General features: G+C 60.8%; 17 protein-coding genes and 1 pseudogene. 6 read left to right on the top strand and 12 right to left on the bottom strand.

What is annotated here, in order from left to right:
• The first annotated feature begins 198 nt into the window (after positions 1-198).
• Both NHAM_RS06250 and NHAM_RS06245 read left to right on the top strand, forming a co-directional pair.
• Positions 199-2,526 (top strand): L,D-transpeptidase family protein, encoded by a 2,328-nt coding sequence (locus tag NHAM_RS06250; RefSeq protein WP_011509744.1) that lies wholly within the window; start codon positions 199-201, stop codon positions 2,524-2,526.
• A gap of 271 nt (positions 2,527-2,797) precedes the next feature.
• Complete coding sequence (locus NHAM_RS06245) at positions 2,798-4,378, top strand: DUF882 domain-containing protein (RefSeq protein WP_011509743.1); 1,581 nt, start codon at positions 2,798-2,800, stop codon at positions 4,376-4,378.
• A gap of 219 nt (positions 4,379-4,597) precedes the next feature.
• On the opposite strand, the gene NHAM_RS06240 is transcribed toward NHAM_RS06245, so the two are convergent.
• Together NHAM_RS06240 and NHAM_RS06235 are read right to left on the bottom strand one after the other, a co-directional pair.
• Complete coding sequence (locus tag NHAM_RS06240; RefSeq protein ID WP_011509742.1) at positions 4,598-4,867, bottom strand: DUF2312 domain-containing protein; 270 nt, start codon at positions 4,865-4,867, stop codon at positions 4,598-4,600.
• Between the two features lie 168 nt (positions 4,868-5,035).
• Positions 5,036-5,338 (bottom strand): DUF1244 domain-containing protein, encoded by a 303-nt coding sequence (locus NHAM_RS06235; protein WP_011509741.1) that lies wholly within the window; start codon positions 5,336-5,338, stop codon positions 5,036-5,038.
• Between the two features lie 187 nt (positions 5,339-5,525).
• Between NHAM_RS06235 and NHAM_RS06230 the strand changes: the two genes are divergently transcribed.
• Positions 5,526-6,110, top strand: a complete 585-nt coding sequence (locus NHAM_RS06230) for a DUF1036 domain-containing protein (RefSeq protein WP_011509740.1) — start codon at positions 5,526-5,528, stop codon at positions 6,108-6,110.
• Positions 6,107-7,543 carry a pyruvate kinase gene (pyk, locus tag NHAM_RS06225; protein ID WP_011509739.1) on the top strand — a complete coding sequence of 479 codons (1,437 nt, stop codon included), beginning with the start codon at positions 6,107-6,109 and terminating at the stop codon, positions 7,541-7,543. The genes NHAM_RS06230 and pyk overlap by 4 nt, the downstream gene beginning before the upstream one ends.
• Before the next feature lie 79 nt (positions 7,544-7,622).
• On the opposite strand, the gene NHAM_RS06220 is transcribed toward pyk, so the two are convergent.
• Complete coding sequence (locus NHAM_RS06220) at positions 7,623-8,621, bottom strand: alpha/beta fold hydrolase (RefSeq protein WP_041357776.1); 999 nt, start codon at positions 8,619-8,621, stop codon at positions 7,623-7,625.
• Positions 8,622-8,855: 234 nt separating this feature from the next.
• Between NHAM_RS06220 and NHAM_RS27500 the strand changes: the two genes are divergently transcribed.
• Positions 8,856-9,017 (top strand): hypothetical protein, encoded by a 162-nt coding sequence (locus NHAM_RS27500; RefSeq protein WP_011509737.1) that lies wholly within the window; start codon positions 8,856-8,858, stop codon positions 9,015-9,017.
• Between the two features lie 224 nt (positions 9,018-9,241).
• Here NHAM_RS27500 and NHAM_RS06215 read toward each other — a convergent pair whose 3' ends face one another.
• The 3 genes from NHAM_RS06215 to NHAM_RS23950 all read right to left on the bottom strand — a co-directional run bounded on the left by NHAM_RS06215 (position 9,242) and on the right by NHAM_RS23950 (position 12,805).
• Complete coding sequence (locus NHAM_RS06215; protein ID WP_011509736.1) at positions 9,242-9,916, bottom strand: tetratricopeptide repeat protein; 675 nt, start codon at positions 9,914-9,916, stop codon at positions 9,242-9,244.
• A 233-nt stretch (positions 9,917-10,149) separates the two neighbouring features.
• The gene (ykgO, locus tag NHAM_RS06210; protein ID WP_011509735.1) at positions 10,150-10,275 is read right to left on the bottom strand and encodes a type B 50S ribosomal protein L36; all 126 of its coding nucleotides are present in this window, start codon (positions 10,273-10,275) and stop codon (positions 10,150-10,152) included.
• 718 nt (positions 10,276-10,993) lie between these two features.
• On the bottom strand, positions 10,994-12,805 hold the full coding sequence (locus NHAM_RS23950; protein WP_011509734.1) for a sensor histidine kinase: 1,812 nt from the start codon (positions 12,803-12,805) through the stop codon (positions 10,994-10,996).
• A gap of 547 nt (positions 12,806-13,352) precedes the next feature.
• On the opposite strand from NHAM_RS23950, the gene NHAM_RS06190 reads away from it, so the two are divergent.
• Positions 13,353-13,610, top strand: coding sequence for a hypothetical protein (locus tag NHAM_RS06190; RefSeq protein ID WP_011509732.1), 258 nt, complete (start codon positions 13,353-13,355; stop codon positions 13,608-13,610).
• Positions 13,611-13,669: 59 nt separating this feature from the next.
• Here NHAM_RS06190 and NHAM_RS06185 read toward each other — a convergent pair whose 3' ends face one another.
• The 6 genes and pseudogenes from NHAM_RS06185 to NHAM_RS06165 all read right to left on the bottom strand — a co-directional run bounded on the left by NHAM_RS06185 (position 13,670) and on the right by NHAM_RS06165 (position 19,020).
• A complete protein-coding gene (locus tag NHAM_RS06185; RefSeq protein ID WP_157043548.1) occupies positions 13,670-13,819 on the bottom strand; it encodes a hypothetical protein in 150 nt (49 codons plus the stop codon).
• Positions 13,820-13,897: 78 nt separating this feature from the next.
• Complete coding sequence (locus NHAM_RS29245; protein ID WP_086008344.1) at positions 13,898-14,251, bottom strand: DUF3551 domain-containing protein; 354 nt, start codon at positions 14,249-14,251, stop codon at positions 13,898-13,900.
• A gap of 1,527 nt (positions 14,252-15,778) precedes the next feature.
• Positions 15,779-16,104 (bottom strand): annotated as a pseudogene (locus NHAM_RS06180) (transposase); the annotation flags it as partial.
• Between the two features lie 90 nt (positions 16,105-16,194).
• Positions 16,195-17,049, bottom strand: coding sequence for a carbohydrate ABC transporter permease (locus tag NHAM_RS06175; RefSeq protein ID WP_011509731.1), 855 nt, complete (start codon positions 17,047-17,049; stop codon positions 16,195-16,197).
• A gap of 1 nt (position 17,050) precedes the next feature.
• Positions 17,051-17,995, bottom strand: coding sequence for a carbohydrate ABC transporter permease (locus NHAM_RS06170; RefSeq protein WP_011509730.1), 945 nt, complete (start codon positions 17,993-17,995; stop codon positions 17,051-17,053).
• Positions 17,992-19,020 carry an ABC transporter ATP-binding protein gene (locus NHAM_RS06165; protein WP_011509729.1) on the bottom strand — a complete coding sequence of 343 codons (1,029 nt, stop codon included), beginning with the start codon at positions 19,018-19,020 and terminating at the stop codon, positions 17,992-17,994. The genes NHAM_RS06170 and NHAM_RS06165 overlap by 4 nt, the downstream gene beginning before the upstream one ends.
• Positions 19,021-19,129: the final 109 nt, after the last annotated feature.

Raw genomic sequence — 19,129 nt, 5'->3', positions numbered from 1 at the left:
TGCCAATAGCTAATTTTGAAGTCAGTTTGTCGTGAGCTGCCCCTTGCGGCGCTGGCTGCCCGAATCGAGCGCGTATAACGTCCGCGCATGAATCGTGAAAAGCCGAATCAAGGCTCACGAAAAAAGCTTGGGCGAACGCAGGACAAACCATCAGAAAATTGTTCCACGCCGGGACAGTTTCACCCAAGGGGTGCGAGAATGCGAGACTATTCGACTAACCGGACCGGATTCGACCGGATCCTGACGGTCCTTGCCGCGACGTTTCTAACGGTGTCCACCTCGGCAGCATTTGCCCAGACCGACATCGCGAAGAAGAGCGCCAGCGAACTCGCAATCGACGCCGCAATTCCGATGCCGGAGCCCGCGAACGTTCCGCCGCCCACCGCAGCCGATTTCAAGATGGACAATGTGCCGCCCGCGCCCCCGATCGTCGGCGCGTCGAAACCGGCTGACCACAAGACCTCCGATACGACAGCGACCGATACGAAACCGGCTGATACCAAAGCGGCCGGCACTGCGGATTCCGAGGCGCCTTCGAACGTGACGGCTGCCTCCGACACAAAGGCCTCCGGCGCAACGACGACTTCGTCCGACACCAAAGCTTCCGACAGCAAGGCGGCTGAGACAAAACCAGCGGATGCCAAACCGGCCGATGTCGCGGCCACTCCTGCGGACGGCATCAAGACGAACGAAGCGACCAAGGACGAGCCGAAGAAGGACGCGACCGCGACGATCACGCCCGCCGCTACGCCTCCAGCGGCGACCGCCACTGCGCCGGCAGCCAAGCAGCCGGGCGAACCCGTGAAGGCCGCGAGCAATGTCCCGCCGGCGGATCAGCCGGTGGCCGAAAAGCTGCACGAATTGCTCGATACCAAGGCCACAAAACTCTTCGACCGCAAGGCCGAGCGAACAGCAATCGAGACATTCTACGCGGCGCGGAGCTATGCGCCGCTATGGACGGAAGGCGGCACACTGAATGCGCAGGCCAAGGGCGTGATCGCGCGTCTCAAGGACGCCGCGGCCGACGGCCTCGATCCCGCCGACTATCCGGTGCCCGACTTTGCCGCAGCGTCATCGCCGGACCAGTTCGCGGACGCCGACCTCAAGCTGACCGCGAGCATGATGAACTACGCCCGCCAGGCCCAGAGCGGCCGGATGCACTGGTCGCAGGTCGGCGCGGATATCCAGTATCCCGAGCATCCCATCGATCCCGAGCAGGTTTTGACGAACGTCACCACCGCGAAGGATGCCTCCGCGGCGCTCGACAGCTACAACCCGCCGCAAAAACTCTATCGCGAGCTGAAGCAGAAGCTGGCCGAACTGCGCAAGACGTCGGAAGGCCCCGTGGTCGAAATTGCCGAAGGTCCGAGTCTGGTGTTCCGCAAGAATGCCGTGATGGAGGATCCGCGCGTGCCGCAGATTCGCGCCAAGCTCGGCGTCACTCAAAATCCCGACGATGCCCACTTCGACGCCGATGTCGCTGCCGCCGTGCGGGAATTCCAGACTCGCAATCACCTCCAGCCCGACGGCATCGCGGGCAACAACACGATCCGCGCCCTGAACGGTCCGAGGAAGGGTCACCAGATCGACACCATTATCGTCAACATGGAGCGCTGGCGCTGGCTGCCGCGCGAACTCGGCGCTCCGTCGCTCGGCAACGCCTACGCCATCCTGAATATTCCTGACTACACGCTCAAGGTGATGCAGCATGGCGCGCAGCTCTGGAGCACCCGCGTCGTCGTCGGCAAGCCGGGAATCCATGCCACGCCGCTGCTGACGGAAACGATGAAGTACATCACCGTCAATCCGACCTGGAACGTGCCGCCGTCGATCATCTACAAGGAATATCTGCCCGCCTTGCAGCAGGATCCGACCGTGCTGGAGCGCATGGGTCTCAAGCTGGAGCGCGACCGCAACGGCGGCATCCACATTTCGCAACCGCCCGGCGACCGCAATGCGCTGGGCCGCATCCGCTTCAATTTTCCGAACAAGTTCCTAGTGTATCAGCACGATACGCCGGACAAATACCTGTTTGCCAAGGAGAAGCGCGCTTTCAGCCACGGCTGCATGCGGGTTCAGAACCCCGATCAGTATGCGGCGACGCTGCTCAATATTGCCCTGCCGCAGGAGCACTACACTCCGGAGAAAATCCGAGGCATGTATGGCCGGAAGGAATTCGACATCAAGTTCCCGACTCCGATTCCGGTCAACATCACCTATCAGACCGCGTTCGTGGATCATGCCGGCAAATTGCAGATCCGCCCCGACGTCTACGGCAGCGATGCCAAGATGCTGGCGCTGCTTCGCAACCCCAAGGGCCGCGATCTCGAAGCGGTGATCGCCCATGCCCAGCCGAACTATTCCCGCCCCAAAGGGGACATCCCGCAACAGGGCGTCGCCTTCAATGAAAACCGCGGGTTTGGCGGCGGTTTCGACAACGGCGGCCCGTCGTTCTTCGAGCGGCTGTTTGGATTCCAGACCCCGCCCCCCCAGGTCGAGGACCGCCGCCGCAGGATTTGGCGCTAGCCTCACGATCTGTCGAAAGGCAGGTTTAGTTGATTAAAAACAAGGGCTTCATCGCAGGATGAGGCCCTTTTAACGTTAACCATTATCCACCCCTTCCCAACCCCCTGGCTCTTTTCTGCCACAGTCGGCGGGCTAGTTATCCTTTAGGAGCAGGCGAGTTAAGGTAAATCTGGATTTAACCCTCCTGTCCTACGACTTGAGTTTAGCCCTTTCACCACACGGGGTCGTGGAAGGGTCCCTCGACTAAATCGTCCTCCGGGTGGGCTCATACGTGCTTGCTGGTTTTGCACGCGTTTTGAAATCGTTGTCGATTCCACGCGCCGGTTATCACATCGGCCTGTCGTCGCTTCTGCTGCTGGCGGGCGCGGGATCGGTGCATGATGCCGCCGCGCTCAACGAAACGCGCACCCTGTCGTTTCATCACACCCATTCCAGCGAAGACCTGACCGTCACCTTCAAGCGCAACGGCCGCTACGACGAAGCCGCGCTGAAACAGCTCAATCACTTTCTCCGCGACTGGCGCAGCCAGGAGCAGACCACCATGGATCGTCACCTCTTCGACATTCTCTGGGAGGTCTACCGCGATGTCGACGCCCGGCAGCCGATCAACATCGTCTCCGCCTACCGCTCCCCCGCCACCAATGCCATGCTTCGCCGCCGCTCCAAACACACCGGCGTCGCGCGCTTCAGCCAGCACATGCTCGGCCACGCAATGGACTTCTTCATTCCCGGCGTGCCGCTCGAAAAAATCCGTTTCGCCGGACTTCGCCTGCAACGCGGCGGCGTCGGCTTCTATCCCAAATCGGGCTCGCCCTTCGTTCACCTCGATACCGGACATGTGCGGCACTGGCCGCGCATGACCCACGACCAGCTGGCGCGCGTCTTCCCGAACGGCCGCACCGTGCATATTCCCTCCGATGGCAACCCCCTGCCCGGCTATCAACTGGCGATGGCCGACATCGAGAAGCGCGGCCAGAACGCGGATGAAGACGGGGCGGTGAACAGCAAGCCGTCGAATTTCCTGCTGGCGCTATTCCGCGGCAAGTCCGCCGACGAGGACGATGAACCGGATGGCGCGCCGGCTGCACGGCCGGCAAACCAGACCACGGTCGCCTCCGCAGCACCGGCTGCGTCGGCCGACCCGGTCCCGCTGCCCCGGGCGAAGCCGCCCGCGGCCTTCAGGCTCGCATCCGCTGACGTCCTGACCGTTCCGGCCGCACAACCCACCACGAAACAGGCCGCGTCCGGCAAACCCCAGACCCCGGCCGACATCATCAATGCCCGCGGCTTCTGGGATGAAATCCCGTCGGCCCCGAAGCAGGCCACGCCGCAGCAGGTGATCGCGGCGATCAGCGCCCGCCAGGCACTCGCCAAAGCCGACCCGCAACCGACCTCCAGCATCTCCGATACCTTCCAGGCGCTGGCCTATGCGCCGCCACCGGCGAAGGACGTCCGCCGCGCACGAATCGTCGCGGCGACCGCATCGATCCCGCCCGTCCGGCGCGCCGCCCCCGCGCGCAATCCGATGGCCGTCGGCGGCGTGACCACCGTCGTCGCCAAAGGCGCACAGGGCCAGGGCACGGTCGTGTCCACCTCGCGCCGACTGGCGCCAGCGGCCACGCGCGACAGCGATGTCTGGATGCGCGCGATGATCCTCGCCCCGAGCGCGAGCCGCACGATGTCGGCAACGGCCCTCGGCGACCAGGACATGACGTTGATGCAGGTCTATTTCGAAAAGCCGGACCGGGCGATCACAATGACCTTCTCCGACAATCCGCAGATGGGAATCGTCTGCAATCGATTTACCGGATCGGCTGTCGCCAGCCTGACCACGACGGCGCTCGCTAATTGAGCCGTCATGCCCGGCACTCGGGCCCGGCCCTTGCCGGCCCGAGCACAGGTCCATTGTGCCGGGCATCCACGTCTTAAACCTTGGACTCAGATCAAAGACGTGGATCGCCGGGACATAGGCGAGCGAAGCGACGCCGTTCTTCGCACAGGTAAGCGGAGCCGACGCTGTTTTTCGAACGGCTATGCCCGGCCCTGACGCGTTGGGATATCAGACCGCCCTTCACAGCATTCCCAGCGCCTGCATGTAGGTCTCCAGGATCGTTTCCTGCTCGGCACGCTCGTTGGCGTCCTGCTTGCGCATCCGCACGATCGTCCGCAGCGCCTTGACGTCGTAGCCATTGCCCTTGGCTTCGGCATAGACGTCGCGAATATCGTCGGAAAGGGTCTTCTTCTCTTCTTCGAGCCGCTCGATGCGCTCGATGATGGCCTTGAGCTGGTCCTTCGCGAATCTGGTCGCGGGCTCTTCCTTGGCGGCGACAGCGGTGGCCATCCTGCTACTCCTGAAATCAACCGATGATAATGGAATGTGAGCTTGGACGCGCAGGCCCCATCACACTTGAAGGCCGACACTCCCGAGCGGCGCGCCTGGCGTCAAGGCGGCATCGCGCTCATCCACAGCAGACCCACAGGCTGCGCGGCGACAGCCCGCCCAAAACGATCAGTGACCGCTTTGGCTCTTCTTCATCGCTGCGAGCTGGTCCGGCGTCGCCGCGCCCTGATGTTGCGCCTTCCAGGTCTCATAGGGCATGCCATACACCGCCTCGCGGCTGTCGTCCTTGGTCATGACGGCCCCTTTCGCGTCGGCGGCCTCCTTGAGCCAGTTCGACAGGCAGTTGCGGCAGAAGCCGGCGAGGTTCATCAGGTCGATATTCTGAACATCGCTACGGGATTGCAGATGCGCGACCAGACGCCGGAATACCGCGGCTTCCAGTTCCGTTTTTGTTTTGTCATCAATAGTCATGGGCCGATCTCACCATCGCCTGTCAGGACAGGGTTAAGTTGGAACTTGTCATAGATTTTACCATATCGCGGCGCAAATAGGATTTTGCAGGCTGGAAAAAACGCACCTTGGCGTTAAAAGCCGGTTCCAGCCGTTGACAGGCCGCGACGGTCACGCGAAATCACGGCGAAACGATTTGCCCCGCTAAATGACAAAATCAGACCAATGCCTTCCTCCACCGTTCTCGCGGCGCGTGAGCACTGCGGGCCTCTTGCCTGCGCTCGGCATCCTCGTCGTCTGTCTGTGGTCGGCGCCCGCGGCAGCGGACTTCCGGCTCTGCAACAACACGCCGGGCCGCGTCGGCATCGCCCTCGGCTACAAGGACGCCGAGGGCTGGACCACCGAGGGCTGGTGGAACGTCTCATCGCGTGCCTGCGAAACGCTGCTGCGCGGCACGCTCATCGCACGTTATTATTATATTTATGCTCTAGATTACGACCATGGCGGCGAATGGTCGGGACAGGCTTTCATGTGCTCGCGCGATAAAGAATTCACCATCAGAGGTACCGACAATTGCCTCGCGCGCGGTTTCGACCGCACCGGCTTCTTCGAGATCGATACCGGCGACCAGCGCGCGTGGACCGTGCAATTGACGGAGTCCGGCGAACACGGACCGCAGCGCGTGCCAGGGTTGCCTGCGCCGGGCGCGGTTCCGAGTCTGCCCGATCCCGCGGGCGGAACGCCTCCAGGCGTAGGACTGACGCCAGATGCGTTGCCCGGACGCAAGCCATGAGACGTCTGCGCCGTATTAAGATCCTCGCCACGCTCGGACCGGCTTCATCCGACAGCGCCATGGTCCGCCGCCTGTTCGAGGCGGGTGCCGACGTGTTCCGCATCAACATGAGCCACACCACGCATGACAAGATGCGCGAGCTGGTGGCGACGATCCGCAATGTCGAGGGCAGCTACGGTCGCCCGATCGGCATCCTGGTCGACCTGCAGGGACCCAAGCTCCGGATCGGCTCGTTTGCCGATGGCCCCATCCAGTTGAGCAATGGCGACACGTTCGTGCTGGATTCCGACAACAGCCCCGGGGACAAGACCCGGGTTCACCTTCCGCACCCGGAAATCCTGGCGGCGCTGCGCCCCGGTCACACGCTGCTGCTCGACGACGGCAAGGTGCGTCTGATCGCCGAGGAAACCTCGCCCGGGTGCGCCGTGACCCGCGTCGTCGTCGGCGGCAGGATGTCCGACCGCAAGGGGGTCAGCCTGCCCGATACCGATTTGCCTATGTCGGCGATGACGCCGAAGGACCGTTCCGATCTCGACGCGGCGCTGGAAGCCGGCGTCGACTGGATCGCGCTGTCGTTCGTGCAGCGCGCCGACGATGTGGCCGAAGCCAAGAAGATGATCCGTGGCCGCGCCTCGGTGATGGCCAAGATCGAGAAACCGCAGGCCATCGACCGGCTGCCCGAAATCATCGAAATGGCGGATGCCCTGATGGTCGCGCGCGGCGATCTCGGCGTCGAACTGCCGCTCGAACAGGTGCCCGGTCTTCAGAAGCAGATGACACGGCTGGCGCGGCGCGCCGGCAAGCCGGTCGTGATCGCGACGCAAATGCTGGAATCGATGATCCTGTCGCCGGTGCCGACCCGCGCCGAAGTCTCCGACGTCGCCACCGCAGTTTACGAAGGCGCCGACGCCATCATGCTCTCCGCCGAGTCAGCGGCCGGAAAATACCCGGTCGAAGCCATCGCGACCATGAACCGGATCGGCGAAGAGGTGGAGCGCGACCCGACCTATCGCGGCGTGCTCAACGCGCAGCGCCCCCAGCCGGAGCCCACTGTCGGCGACGCCATCGCCGACGCCGCCCGGCAGATCGCCGAAACACTCGACCTCTCCGCAATCATCTGCTGGACCAGTTCCGGGTCGACGGCGCTGCGTGTGGCGCGCGAACGTCCGAAGCCGCCCGTGGTCGCCATCACCCCGAACCTCGCGACCGGCCGCAAGCTGGCGGTGGTGTGGGGCGTGCATTGCGTGGTCGCGGAAGACGCCCACGACCAGGACGATATGGTCGATCGCGCCGGCTCGATCGCTTTCCGCGACGGATTTGCCAAGGCAGGCCAGCGCATCATCATCGTGGCGGGTGTGCCGCTCGGCACGCCCGGCGCGACCAACATGACACGCATCGCCTTCGTCGGTCCGAACGGCGAAACCGGCGTTTAGAGCGTTTTCGAGCGAAGCATGTCCTCGGGCTTGACCCGAGGATGGATACCGGTTCGCGTGAAGAGAAGCTCACACTAGGCTAGGGTAGCTGCCGCATAGGGCGCTGATGTTCGCCTGTCGGCTCGGGCCGGCCAACAAGCCGTTGCGGCGCGGCAGCCATCTGCTCGATCTCGCGGACGACCAGACCCGGCACCGCGTTCTGCACCATATGCCCGACGCCGGGCAGCACGATCAAATTCGCGCCGGGCACCGCCGCGGCGAACGGGCGCGAATGGATGTCGAGCGACACGGTCTCGTCCGCATCCCCGTGGATAACGACCGTCGGAACCTTGATGGCTGCGTAACGCGGCGCCTGCCCGGCGACCGCCGCCTTGAGCATGACGAGATCGCGCGCATTTGCAAGAAACTCGCGTGGCCTGAGCACCAGCGCAATCGCGGCGGCCCTGACGTAATCGAGCGGCATGGCCTGCGGCAGGAAGACGCTGCGCGTTCCGGGCCGGACCAGTGCCAGCCCCAATGGCAACGTGATGGTGTAGGCCAGCAGCGGTCCGATCACCGGTGTGGTGACGACTTTGTTGTAGGCGCCGACCCCGCCCGGCCACGGATAGGCGACCGGCGCCAGCATCACCAGACCGGCGACGCGTTGCGGATAGTTCAGCGCCATCAGCGAACCGAGCGAGCCGGCCCACGAATGCACGACGAGGACAGCCCCGGTCACGCCGAGCTTGCCGAGCGCCTCCTCGATCATGCGAGCTTGAACCGAGGGCGTGGAATCCGACAGCCGGTCGCGGCTGCTCCAGCCATGACCCGGCCGGTCGATCAGGATGACGCGACGGTTTTTCGCCAGCATGTCCCCGACCGGCAGGCGCATCGTTTCCAGATTCGAACTCGCGCCATGGATCATCACGACCGGCGGCACATCGCTATCGCGCGGCCCGATGTCCACGACGTGAATTCGCGCCCCGGCGACGCCGATTATTTTGCCTGCCGCTGAATGCATGCGGTTGAGGACAAGCACGCCGGCCTGCGTAATCAGCGCCAGAGCCGCCAGCGTCGCGGCGATAACGACAACGATCATGAATAAAATCAGAAAGACCTTTCGTACCAATGAGATAAGGCGGAGCGCGCGAACCTCTTTCGAACCGCGATACCAGCGAGAACATCGAGCATCCGGGATTGGGCCCGGCGCGCTTCGGCCTTCCGCCCCAATCAGGCTTGTTTATCCACATTATCCACAGGAACACGAATCGGCTCGCAGAAATTATTCATATTCTCGCTGGAGAGTGAGGCGGCTTGAACCGGAGTGTATCAGATGAGTTTTGAAGCAGGCGAAGCCGTGATCGACGAGATCGTGGCGTCATGCGACGGCGACATTCGCGGCGCGCTGATGGCGCTGCTGATGGTCAACGAGCGGCTGGAGGATGAGCTGCAGCGGCTTTACGCGGCGGCGCGCGAAGGCAAGACATTGCATTAAAGCGTTTTCGAGCGAAGCATGTCCTCGGGCTTGACCCGAGGATGGATACCGGTTCGCGTGCGTTAAATCAAAATCACAGAGCCCCGCTTCGCTTCTGTTCCGTAGAAGCGGAAAGGCTCTAGATTGGTCGTGGCCAAAGTCAGCACCGCGGCGCGCTGACACGCGCGCCGAGACTACGCCAAACCACGCTGCGGTCGCGGGCCTCCTCTGCGGACCCGCAAATATCAGATATCGCGCCCCTCGACCTTTTCGGTCAGCGTCTTGACCAGCTCCCGCACGTTCGCGAGATGGGGATTGACGGCGAGCGCCTTGCGGAAGGCATCGAGCGCGCGCCTGTCGTCGCCAAGCTCCTGCATGATCATGCCGAGACCTGCGAGCGCCCCGAAGTGGCGCGGCTCGCGGATCAACACCTGCTCGATGTCCTCAAGCGAACGCTGGTAGTCGTTCCGCATGTAGTACAGTGTCGCCCGCTGGCTCCATCCCTCGATGTAATCGGGATGCAGATTCAACACCGCGTCGAGCAACTTGAGCGCAATGCCGAACTGTTGGGCGTCCGTCGCAACCTTCACCCGCTGCATCAAAAGTACCGTCGTGTCGCTCGAAGTCCGACTCCACAGCGCCAGGATCCGCGCTTCGACATGGCTCGCGCTCTCCTCGTCCGGTGCGGCCTTGAGAGCGCCGAACAGGAAATCGAGTCCGCGGACCTGATCCTTGGGGATTCCCGGTAGCTTCGAGGTCGGCTCCGGCAACTCGTTGGGCTGAGCGGTCTCGGGCGGCGCAAGCTGCGGGCCGCTGTGCGGCGGAGCCTGGGCGGACGCGACCGCAGGCATCAGGGCTCCAGCGACGGCGAGCAGAATTGCGAGGCAAAACCACCCGATCGCGGGGAATCTCTGTGGCATTCGCGAAGTCCAGACAATCAGGCGAGCTTCTCAAGCGAAATACTATAGCGTTTTCGAGCGAAGTGGGTACCGGTTTGCGTGAAGAAAACGCGTCAAATCAAAATCATAGAGCCCCGCTTCTGATTCCGTCAGAAGCGAAACGCTAAAAATACAACGAAACGCGCCGCAAAGCGCAGGCGCGTCGAAGAGCTGTGATGACGGATTACGGACGACTGTGGCGCGATGCGCGTGAATCAGCCCTGACGAGCCTTGAAACGGCGCTGGGTCTTGTTGATCACATAGACCCGGCCCTTGCGGCGGACCAGACGGTTGTCCCGATGACGCGCACGCAGCGATTTCAGCGAGTTACGGACCTTCATGGGAACGTTCCTGATTTTCCAAAGGCCGTATGCGACAGGCCGAAAACAGCAAAACATGATCTTCCCGGCTCGCGGCCAAGCCGCCCGGACGCGCGATTTCTAAGCCATGGAGCCCGGCGATGTCAATCCGGACAGGCCGATAACGGCCTGTTTCGATGCGGAAATCTTCCGCGCGGATCATGGACAGGCAGGGCCACCTCGATTCATCCCGATTGCCGGACAGGCACTCGCTGCCCTGAAAGGGCGCAATGCCGAGAGCTAGGCCAATCGACATTCAGTGTGGCCAGATCATCCTTCACATGTCGATTCGCGTCCGATTCGGGTCATCCGGTGGTGGAGAGCGAACTTAACGGTCCGCATGCAGCGATCTATCGCGCCATTGCCGGGCGTATACGTGACCAGCTCCAGGGTGCGACCGCCGCTTTGGGAATCCTGAATGTCGATTGGCCCTAGGTCCTCCAGTCCGCAGCCGCGCGCGGCCTGGCGTGAGGTCAGACGTCACCCGTGACGCGATAATTACTGAAACACTGCGTCGAATAGCTGCGGCCCGATAGCTGCGGTGCTGCGATGGCTTTTGCTGACCTTGGCAGCGTCCTGCGTTGAGGCTTTCAGATATTCTGGTCGATGATTGGGAGAAGTACCGGCATTTGTGGATCGCCCGGGGCGGCCGATGGGTGATGCATGTCACCGCTCACTTGGGCTTTCGTCACAACCACTGTCATCGTATGGGTACAATGGATTGGGCGGGAATATCGATCTCGACCCTCAGTCCATCAGCTTCCCAATGCCGTTCGACCTTGCCGTGCATCTGCCCTTCCACCATCAGCGTGAGAAGCTTCGACCCAAAGCCTCCCAAGGTGGATGATCCATCGATCGCTGTCGATCCTGTTTCTTTCCAGGTCGTCTGCAAGCGGCCACCCTCCAACTGAGTCTTGAGTAGAACGTGGCCATCCGGGACAGAAAGGGCGCCATATTTCGCAGCATTGGTGGCAAGCTCATGAAAGACCAGCGCGAAGGATGTTGCGGCGCCCTCGCTGAGCGGGACGTCCTCTCCCTCACAGAACAGCCGTGATCCATGCGCGCCCGCATAGGGACTGAGAAGGCGTTGCACGAGCGCTTGGAGAGTCTGCGCCGCCAAAAGCGCTGATGTAGGCCGCACGAAATCATGAGCCTTGCTGAGCGCCATGATCCGGCCGGTCAAATCGGTAGCGTAGGTTCCGACGTTCTGCGCAGAGCGCGCCGACAGATTGACCAGCGCGCCGAATATGGAAAACAGATTCTTGATGCGATGATGGAGTTCATGCGCGATGATTTCACGCTCGACAGCAATGAGCTTGACTTCATGAATGTCAGTGCTCGTGCCAAACCAGCGGCTGATGTGCCCGTTCGCATTCCGCTGTGGTAGGGCCATGACTAAAAGCCACCGATACACGCCGCTATGGTGACGGAAGCGGTATTCGATCTCATAGGGTTTGCCGGTCTCCCGCGAATTGCTCCAGACGGCGAAGACCCGCTCCCTATCTTCGGGGTGAATGAGATCTTTCCAGATATCGGCGTCGGCAGCAGGGTTTAGCCCGGTGAATTCGTTCCATCTGTTGCTGAAATAATCGTGTCGTCCATCGCCGTCGGAACTCCAGATGATCTGCGGGATGGTGTCCGCAAGGGTACGGAAACGCACTTCGCTTGCGATAAGCGCAGCGTTTGCCTCCACCTGTGCGGTCACTTCCACCGCGACTCCCGGGAAACGTACGGGTTTGCCTGCGGCATCATTGATCACCCGACCGGATGCGAGAACCGAATGCATCTTGCCGGCACTGTCGGACACACGATATTGCGACCGGAAATCGGCGCCGGTCTTGATCGCGGCATCGATTTCGCGGATGACACGATCGCGGTCGTCAATATCAATACGCTCTGTGAATGCCGCGAGCGGAGTGCCCTCGGAACTTCGCGCTCCCTCGATACCGAACAGCTTTATGAATCGGTCATCGACCATGACCATGCCGGTCGTCAGGTCGAAATCCCAGATGCCGATCATGCCCGACGCGTCGAGCGCCAGCTGCAGCTGCTCTTCCGAGCGCTGGAGAGCTCGCAGAGCGCGGACCTTCTCGGTTGTTTCGAACGCATGGACCAGTACGGCGCTGTGGGTGCCGTCACCTTCGATCACCGGTGTGAAGTCGAGATCGAACCAGGCGGTTTCGCTGCCGCCATTGCGGTCGATCTTGAGGATCCGATCACGAAATGAGGGTGCCTCTCCAGCCGCACATAGAGCGATGATTTCACGATAGAAATCAGAGGCGTCGGGCAGGACGTCGAGCACCGACCGACCAAGGCCATCGGCGCCGATTCCGCCGAAGATTGTCTTGATCGCGTCGTTGTAGATCAAGACCCCGGTCGGTCCTGCAAGAATGGCGAGAGGAGTCGATGCGGAGAAAACAAGTCTGGCTGTAGCTTTCAACGATTCCGGCCAGTCGTCGATCGGGCCAAGGTCAGTCGCGGACCAGTCAAATTCCAGCGCTCGGTCTAGCATATCGCTTTCGGCAATCCGTCGGCTTTTATCGCGCAATGGCAAGGAATAAAATATCCAGCATCATAACCCTCTTTCAGCAACTCGAGAGTCCCCAAAAAGTTTCAGGCAGCCGCTACGGCTGGCTCAGGCTTGCCGATGAGAGATCATGGCAGGGCACTGTCTGGACGTGGAACGTCAACGTGGCGCTCCCGATCCCGCCACGGTGCAACGGCTCTGCTGATGGTCAGGAAGAAGCCGAGTTTAAGACCGCGTGGGAGCGGTTCTATGCGAGCCTGACGCCAGATGACATTGCCTCGTGAGTACCTCGCCGAGGCGAATGCGTCGTGCTGCTCCAATTCGGTCGCCGCCGCACCAAGTCTCGCTATGCCGATGACAAGGCTGTGGATGACTTCGCACGGGTCGCGAAGGATCAGGGCTTGCCGCTCGAGACAACGACAAGCGGCTGGCCTATCTGCTCAGCAGCGACGAGGACCCGACCGGGAATTTGAAAGAGATCGCTAAGCTGTTAAGGTCTGCAACCAATTCTGGATTCAAGTTGTGAGGATCGATGCTCTTTCTTATCGTTGTGGCTTTGGTGGCGACCTACTCGATATCGCGGCTGGTTCGGCTGGCTGCCAAGAGGTGGCCGGACACAATCGGCAAGGCCGTATTCGTCAATGCCGTGAGCGCTATAATTGTCATAGTCGCGGGAGCGTTAGCCTCCGCAGCAGACGGCAGCCAGCCGCAATTCTATTTGGCGTTCTTGATATACGGCGGCGCGCAACTGATCGTGCTGACTTTTGATGTGGTCCGGCTAGTCAGATAAAAACCCCGCCGGCCGGAGCGACGCCGTCAAAACAAAGGTCTGAAGTTCTTCGTGGGTCGTCAGTTCTTGGGGTTGGTTTCATCCACTGCTGGTAAGGTCGTCCCGTTGCCCGCCTTTTGAACCGCCGATACCAGCGCGCTGACGCTGATAAACGTTGCCACGGTTAGAATTGCTGCCATGACGGTGTTAATTTTCGTTTCGCTTTTCATGTCACCCCTCTCCTTATAACGAGCGGTGCGCATTTCGCTGGGCTCCCTTGCCGAATGCCCAAGATCGCTATCTCCACGCTATCGAACGCGCGGATTCCTGCCGCACGACGATTCAGTCCCTAACGCCGTTGCTATGCATTGTTCATAAGTCGAAAATTGGCAGTTGCCGGGGTAGCCCCATTTTCCTCCCTGTAAGCAATAGGCACCGTTTTGGGCCATCATGAGTGTGCTGGCACCAACCAATGTTCCGACGCCTAGGATTATTAACAGGGCAAGTCTCACGTCGTCTCTCCCTTCTACAATCCAACAGAGAGAAAGCGCGCAGGTTCCAAGAATGTTCGGATTGTAAAATCGATAGAAACCCCGATCCCAGGACCCGAATTGGCCCGCTGTTGCTCCCCTGTCCGGCGGGTTTTGTGGAAGGACGTTCATGCCGACTTGGGAACACATCGCGCTATTTCGCGTTGATGCCGGATGCTGTGCCGGTATGTGGGCCCTGGCTGACGCAAGGAACATTGTTGGCGCCACCATGTAAGGATCATCATGGATGAAGACAGGGAAGACCCAATGCCCCAGGGACCGACTGACAATCTGTTCCTTTTCGCAGGTGGTTTTGGACTTATAGCAGTCCTCGTCGCGGTAGGATTTATTGTGGCGGCCAGCCTCGGACTTTTACGCTGACAGTACCACATCACGAACGGCCGGCTGTCGATGTCTTAGGCCCGTCAGCTGCCCGGTCGGCTTTTTTGCAAGATGGCGAGAGACCGCTAAAACGAAAAAAGCCGCCAGCATCCCGAAGGACACCGGCGGCAAGTTGTGGAGAAACAGGCCCTGATGGGGCCGAGCCGGGCAGGTTGCCGGGCGATTAAGTCTGGCATGGCTGAAGGCGATCGTTCTTGAGCTATCGCAAACCGAGAGCGATCTCGTCCGGCGCCGCTGCTCATTCTCCGCCCGCTCAACAGCACAGTTCGCCACCTCACGACTTGAGATAGGCGGCCCCCCGCCGCGCACCGCGCATCCTGCCATGTCGGCCTCGGTCGGGCCGTATGGGCCACAGCCAGCCACGACGACCAACGCCACGGCGGCCCGAGATCAGGATGGCGGCGTGGAGGATCATCAGCAGCCCTCCCATACGCCGTCGCGGAGCCAACCGTGCCAATGGCCGACGTGATGCGGGATGATCTTGCCGACAAATAGAGCGACGCGCCGCAACCGCAGTATCGCCGCGGACAGCTGGCGGGACCCCTCCGTCCACCCTCCCCGCCCCTTCGGCCATGACGCGGCGGAGACCGGGACTTATCCGTCTCGCGCCTGCACGATCTGCAGGTTTGCGCCTGACCTGCACCACCTGCACTTTTGTGCTGAACCTGCTGATATCGCAACGGCCTGCCGAAAATCGAACGATCTGCAGATCGCACGGCCTCATGACCGGATCGGAGCAGCCGACTGATTGCCGGGTTCAGGCCGGTAATTGTCGTGCCCGTGTTTGGACCTGGCATAAGACGCAGACGCATAGCAGCGTCGCCAAAATGACAATAACTCATATGGCTTCTCCTCAGATATACTTTAGAGGCTGGTTAGTAGTGTCTCCGGCAATGGGGCTGCCGGCCTTAATACCCTTTGGCTGACAGCCCCGATCTTACCTACCGCGCCGGCCGGATTGGCGAACAGCCGCGGAATAAAGTGGCCCCCTCACCAGACAAAATGCACGCAGAGCTGCTGCGTCACGACCTTTGTGTCTTTATTCACCGATCGTTTTTACAATTAAAATCTTCGACCAGATTTCTATCAAACTGGTATATCGAGGTAATGGCGGCAAAGCTGGAAGACGTCAGACGGGGCGCCTGCAAGCGTCTTATTATCAATATACCGCCACGCCACCTCAAATCCCATGCGACGTCCATTGCCTTTCCAGCATGGTTGTTGGGACATGACCCGTCTAAGAGCCTGTTTGGAAAATCAGGGATGAGCGTTTCTGCGGATGAGGACGCCGCCGATGAGATATGGATCATGGCGGTTGAGACATCGATGCGACGTTCGTAATCACGCACGAGCCGGCGCCAGCGGATCATCCAGCCGAAAGTCCGTTCGACGACCCAGCGACGCGACAGGACTTCGAAGCCCTTCTGCCCGTCGCGGCGTCGGATAATTTCGAGTACGAACTGCAGATAGACGGCTTTGTCCATCAGTTTCAGTCGGTCGTAGGCGGCGTCGGCGAACAGATGTTTCACCCACGGCCAGCGTTTGCGGATCGCATCGAGGATCGCTTGCGCGCCTGCGCTGTCGCGTCCTCCTGTAAGGATGGCACCTCTCTTTAGGAAAGACCGTCCCTTCTGTTATCCGTCAGCCGCTGGCGTCAAGCCATTTTGTAGGCGTTACTTAATAGCGCCCATAGTAAAGTCGGTCACAAAGCGGGTGACGAAGAAATTATAGATAATCGCGATTGGGACGCTCGCAATCAGGCAGGCTGCCATCATCGAGCCCCAGAAGTAGACATCGCCTCGTACAAGAAAGGTCGGCACGCCGACACTCACCGTATAGCTCGACGATGCGGTGATGAACGTGACGCCATAGACAAATTCTTGCGTCACCAAGGTGAAGGCAAAAATAACCGCGGTCAGCATCCCCGCGATCGAAATCGGCACCACAACCTTGACGAATGCGCCAAAACGGCTCAGCCCGTCGATCATGGCCGCCTCCTCAAGATCACGGGGGATCGCCTTGAAGAAGCCCATCAGTAGCCACGTGCAAAACGGCACCGTGAAGCTCGGATAAACGAGGATGAGCGACCACACCGAATCCTGCAATCCCAGCATCGCGATGATGCGCGAGAACGGGATAAATAGAATCGTCGGCGGCACCAGATAGGTGAGGAATATCGCCACGCCCAAGGTTTGCGCCCAGGCGCCAGTCATGCGCGCGAGCGCGTAGCCTGCCGGGACGGCGAGCAAGAGCGTGATGATGACGACGACCACTCCGACGAAGCCCGTATTCAAAAGCCATTGCAGATATTGGGTATCTTCGAACAGCACCGAGAGGTGCCGGAGCGTCGGCGGGCTGTTGAACAGGTACGGATTGTTTTGAGTATTGTACAGATCCTGGTTGGTTTTGAAGGTGGTGATCATCATCCAGTAGAAGGGAAAGGCGAGAAAGGTCACAAAGAAAACGAGCACGGCGGCGTGAGCGGCCTTGTCAGCAATATGTCGCGCGCGGGCAAATTCAGGGGCCATCCTACGTGACCTCGGTGCGTCCGGCCAACCACAGGAACAGGATTGCAACGCCGGCGAGGACGGGGAAGAGGAACAGCGAGATGGCCGCTCCTCCCGCCAGATCACCACCTTGAATTCCTGTAAAATAGGCCCAACTGGCGATAACCTGTGTGGTGTCGTAGGGACCTCCGCGCGTCAGCACGAACACCACAATCATGTCGGTGAACGTAAAGATGATGCCGAACAACAGCGCCACCAGCGTGATCGGCAGAATCAGCGGCATCGTGATCTGGAATTGGTGACGCCAGAAGCCAGCGCCATCCACCTCCGCCGCGTCATGAATATCCCGCGGAATCGACGACAGGCCGGCGAGGATAATGATGGTCGCCAGCGGCAGGATGCGCCATACGTTGACGATGATGATCGATGCCCTTGCCAGAGTCGGTTCGCCAAGCCAGATCGGCCATTCGTTGGGCCCAAGCAGACCGACCGCGCGCGCGGTCCAGTTGATGACGCTATAGATCGAATCGAAGATCCAAAGCCAGCCGATGCTGCCAAGCGAGATCGGCGCCACCCACGGCAGCAGGATCAAAAACCGCACCAACCATCTGCCGCGGAAATCAACAATAAGCGCCGCCGCCAAAATGTTGGCGAACACGAGGACGAAGAACTGAGAAACGGCTGTGATGACAATCGTATTCTGCAGCGAAAGCCAGAACGTGCTGCTCTCCACGATGCGCCGGAAATTTTCCAGACCTACAAAATGCATGTCCTGGCTGGCGACTGTCACACTCGACACGCTGTAGTAGAGCGAGAGCAGGAAAGGAAACCCGACCAGAAGAACGATGTAGAGGATCGCGGGTGCCAGCATGGCGCGCCACAGCCAGCGATCGTTGTCGGCGAAACGTGACAGGGCGCTAATCCGGACGCGGGTTTTGCCGGCAACTCCTGTGGTCGTGGAGGTCATGCGGCGCCTCCGTTCACGCGCTTGCCGCCTTCGCGCTCAAAGCGCGCGATATCCTGCCGCCGCACGGTGAAGTCGTAGACGTGTCCGGCATCGATGTGCGTGCGAATGTTCGTTGGGATCTTCGAGATCAAACGCGTCTCGGGCGTTCGACCATCGATCAGGCCATAGACCAGGCGCTCGGCGCCGAGGTACTCGATGCGGGTGATGCGGAACGCAAAATCCACGTTGTCGCCGTCAGGTTCAACCTCTTTCGGCAGGAATGCCTCTGGCCGGAATCCGATCCAGGTCTTGCCGTCCTCGATCATGTTCATCGGTGGCGATCCAATGAAAGTGGCGGCAAAGATATCTGCCGGATGGCCATAGATTTCATGCGGGGTACCGATCTGGCGGACACGGCCCTGGTTGAGAACGGCGATGCGATCGCCCAAACCCATCGCCTCGGCCTGATCGTGAGTGACGTAGATGGTGGTGGTACCCAGGCTGCGCTGAAATCGCTTCAGTTCATCCCGCGCGGAATTGCGCAGCTTGGCGTCGAGATTCGAGAGAGGTTCGTCGAGAAGAAATACCACCGGCTCGCGCACCACCGCGCGCGCAAGCGCGACGCGCTGGCGTTCACCGCCCGACAACTGACGCGGCTTTCGATCAAGGAAGCCTTGAATGCTGAACATCTGCGCCGCCCAAGCAACTTTCTTGCGGATCGCATCCCTCGGCATGCCGACCGCACGCAGCGGAAACGAGATGTTCTTTTCGACGGTGAGGTGCGGATAGAGCGCATAGCTTTGGAATACCATGGCGATATTGCGTGCGCGCGGTGGCAACTCGGTCACGACGTCTCCGTCAATCACGATATCGCCCGAGGTCGGCCGCTCGAGGCCGGCGATCAGGCGCATCAACGTCGTCTTGCCGCAGCCCGATGGGCCGAGCAAAACTAAAAATTCGCCTTCCTTGGCGATGAGGTTGATGCCGTCGACGGCGCGAACCCTATCGAAAAGCTTGGTGATGCGCCGGGTTTCCACAATGGCCATCAGTGAGTCTCGATTGCTTCAATCTGCGAATCCGTTCGCTAGAATGGCTTCGGCCCAAACATGGTCCGAGGGAGACTCAGAATCCCGAGTTCCCGTCGTCAATGCGCGG

This window comes from Nitrobacter hamburgensis X14 (assembly GCF_000013885.1).
In the GTDB taxonomy this organism is placed as follows: Bacteria; Pseudomonadota; Alphaproteobacteria; order Rhizobiales; family Xanthobacteraceae; genus Nitrobacter; species Nitrobacter hamburgensis.
This window is presented reverse-complemented; position numbering and strand designations above follow the sequence as displayed.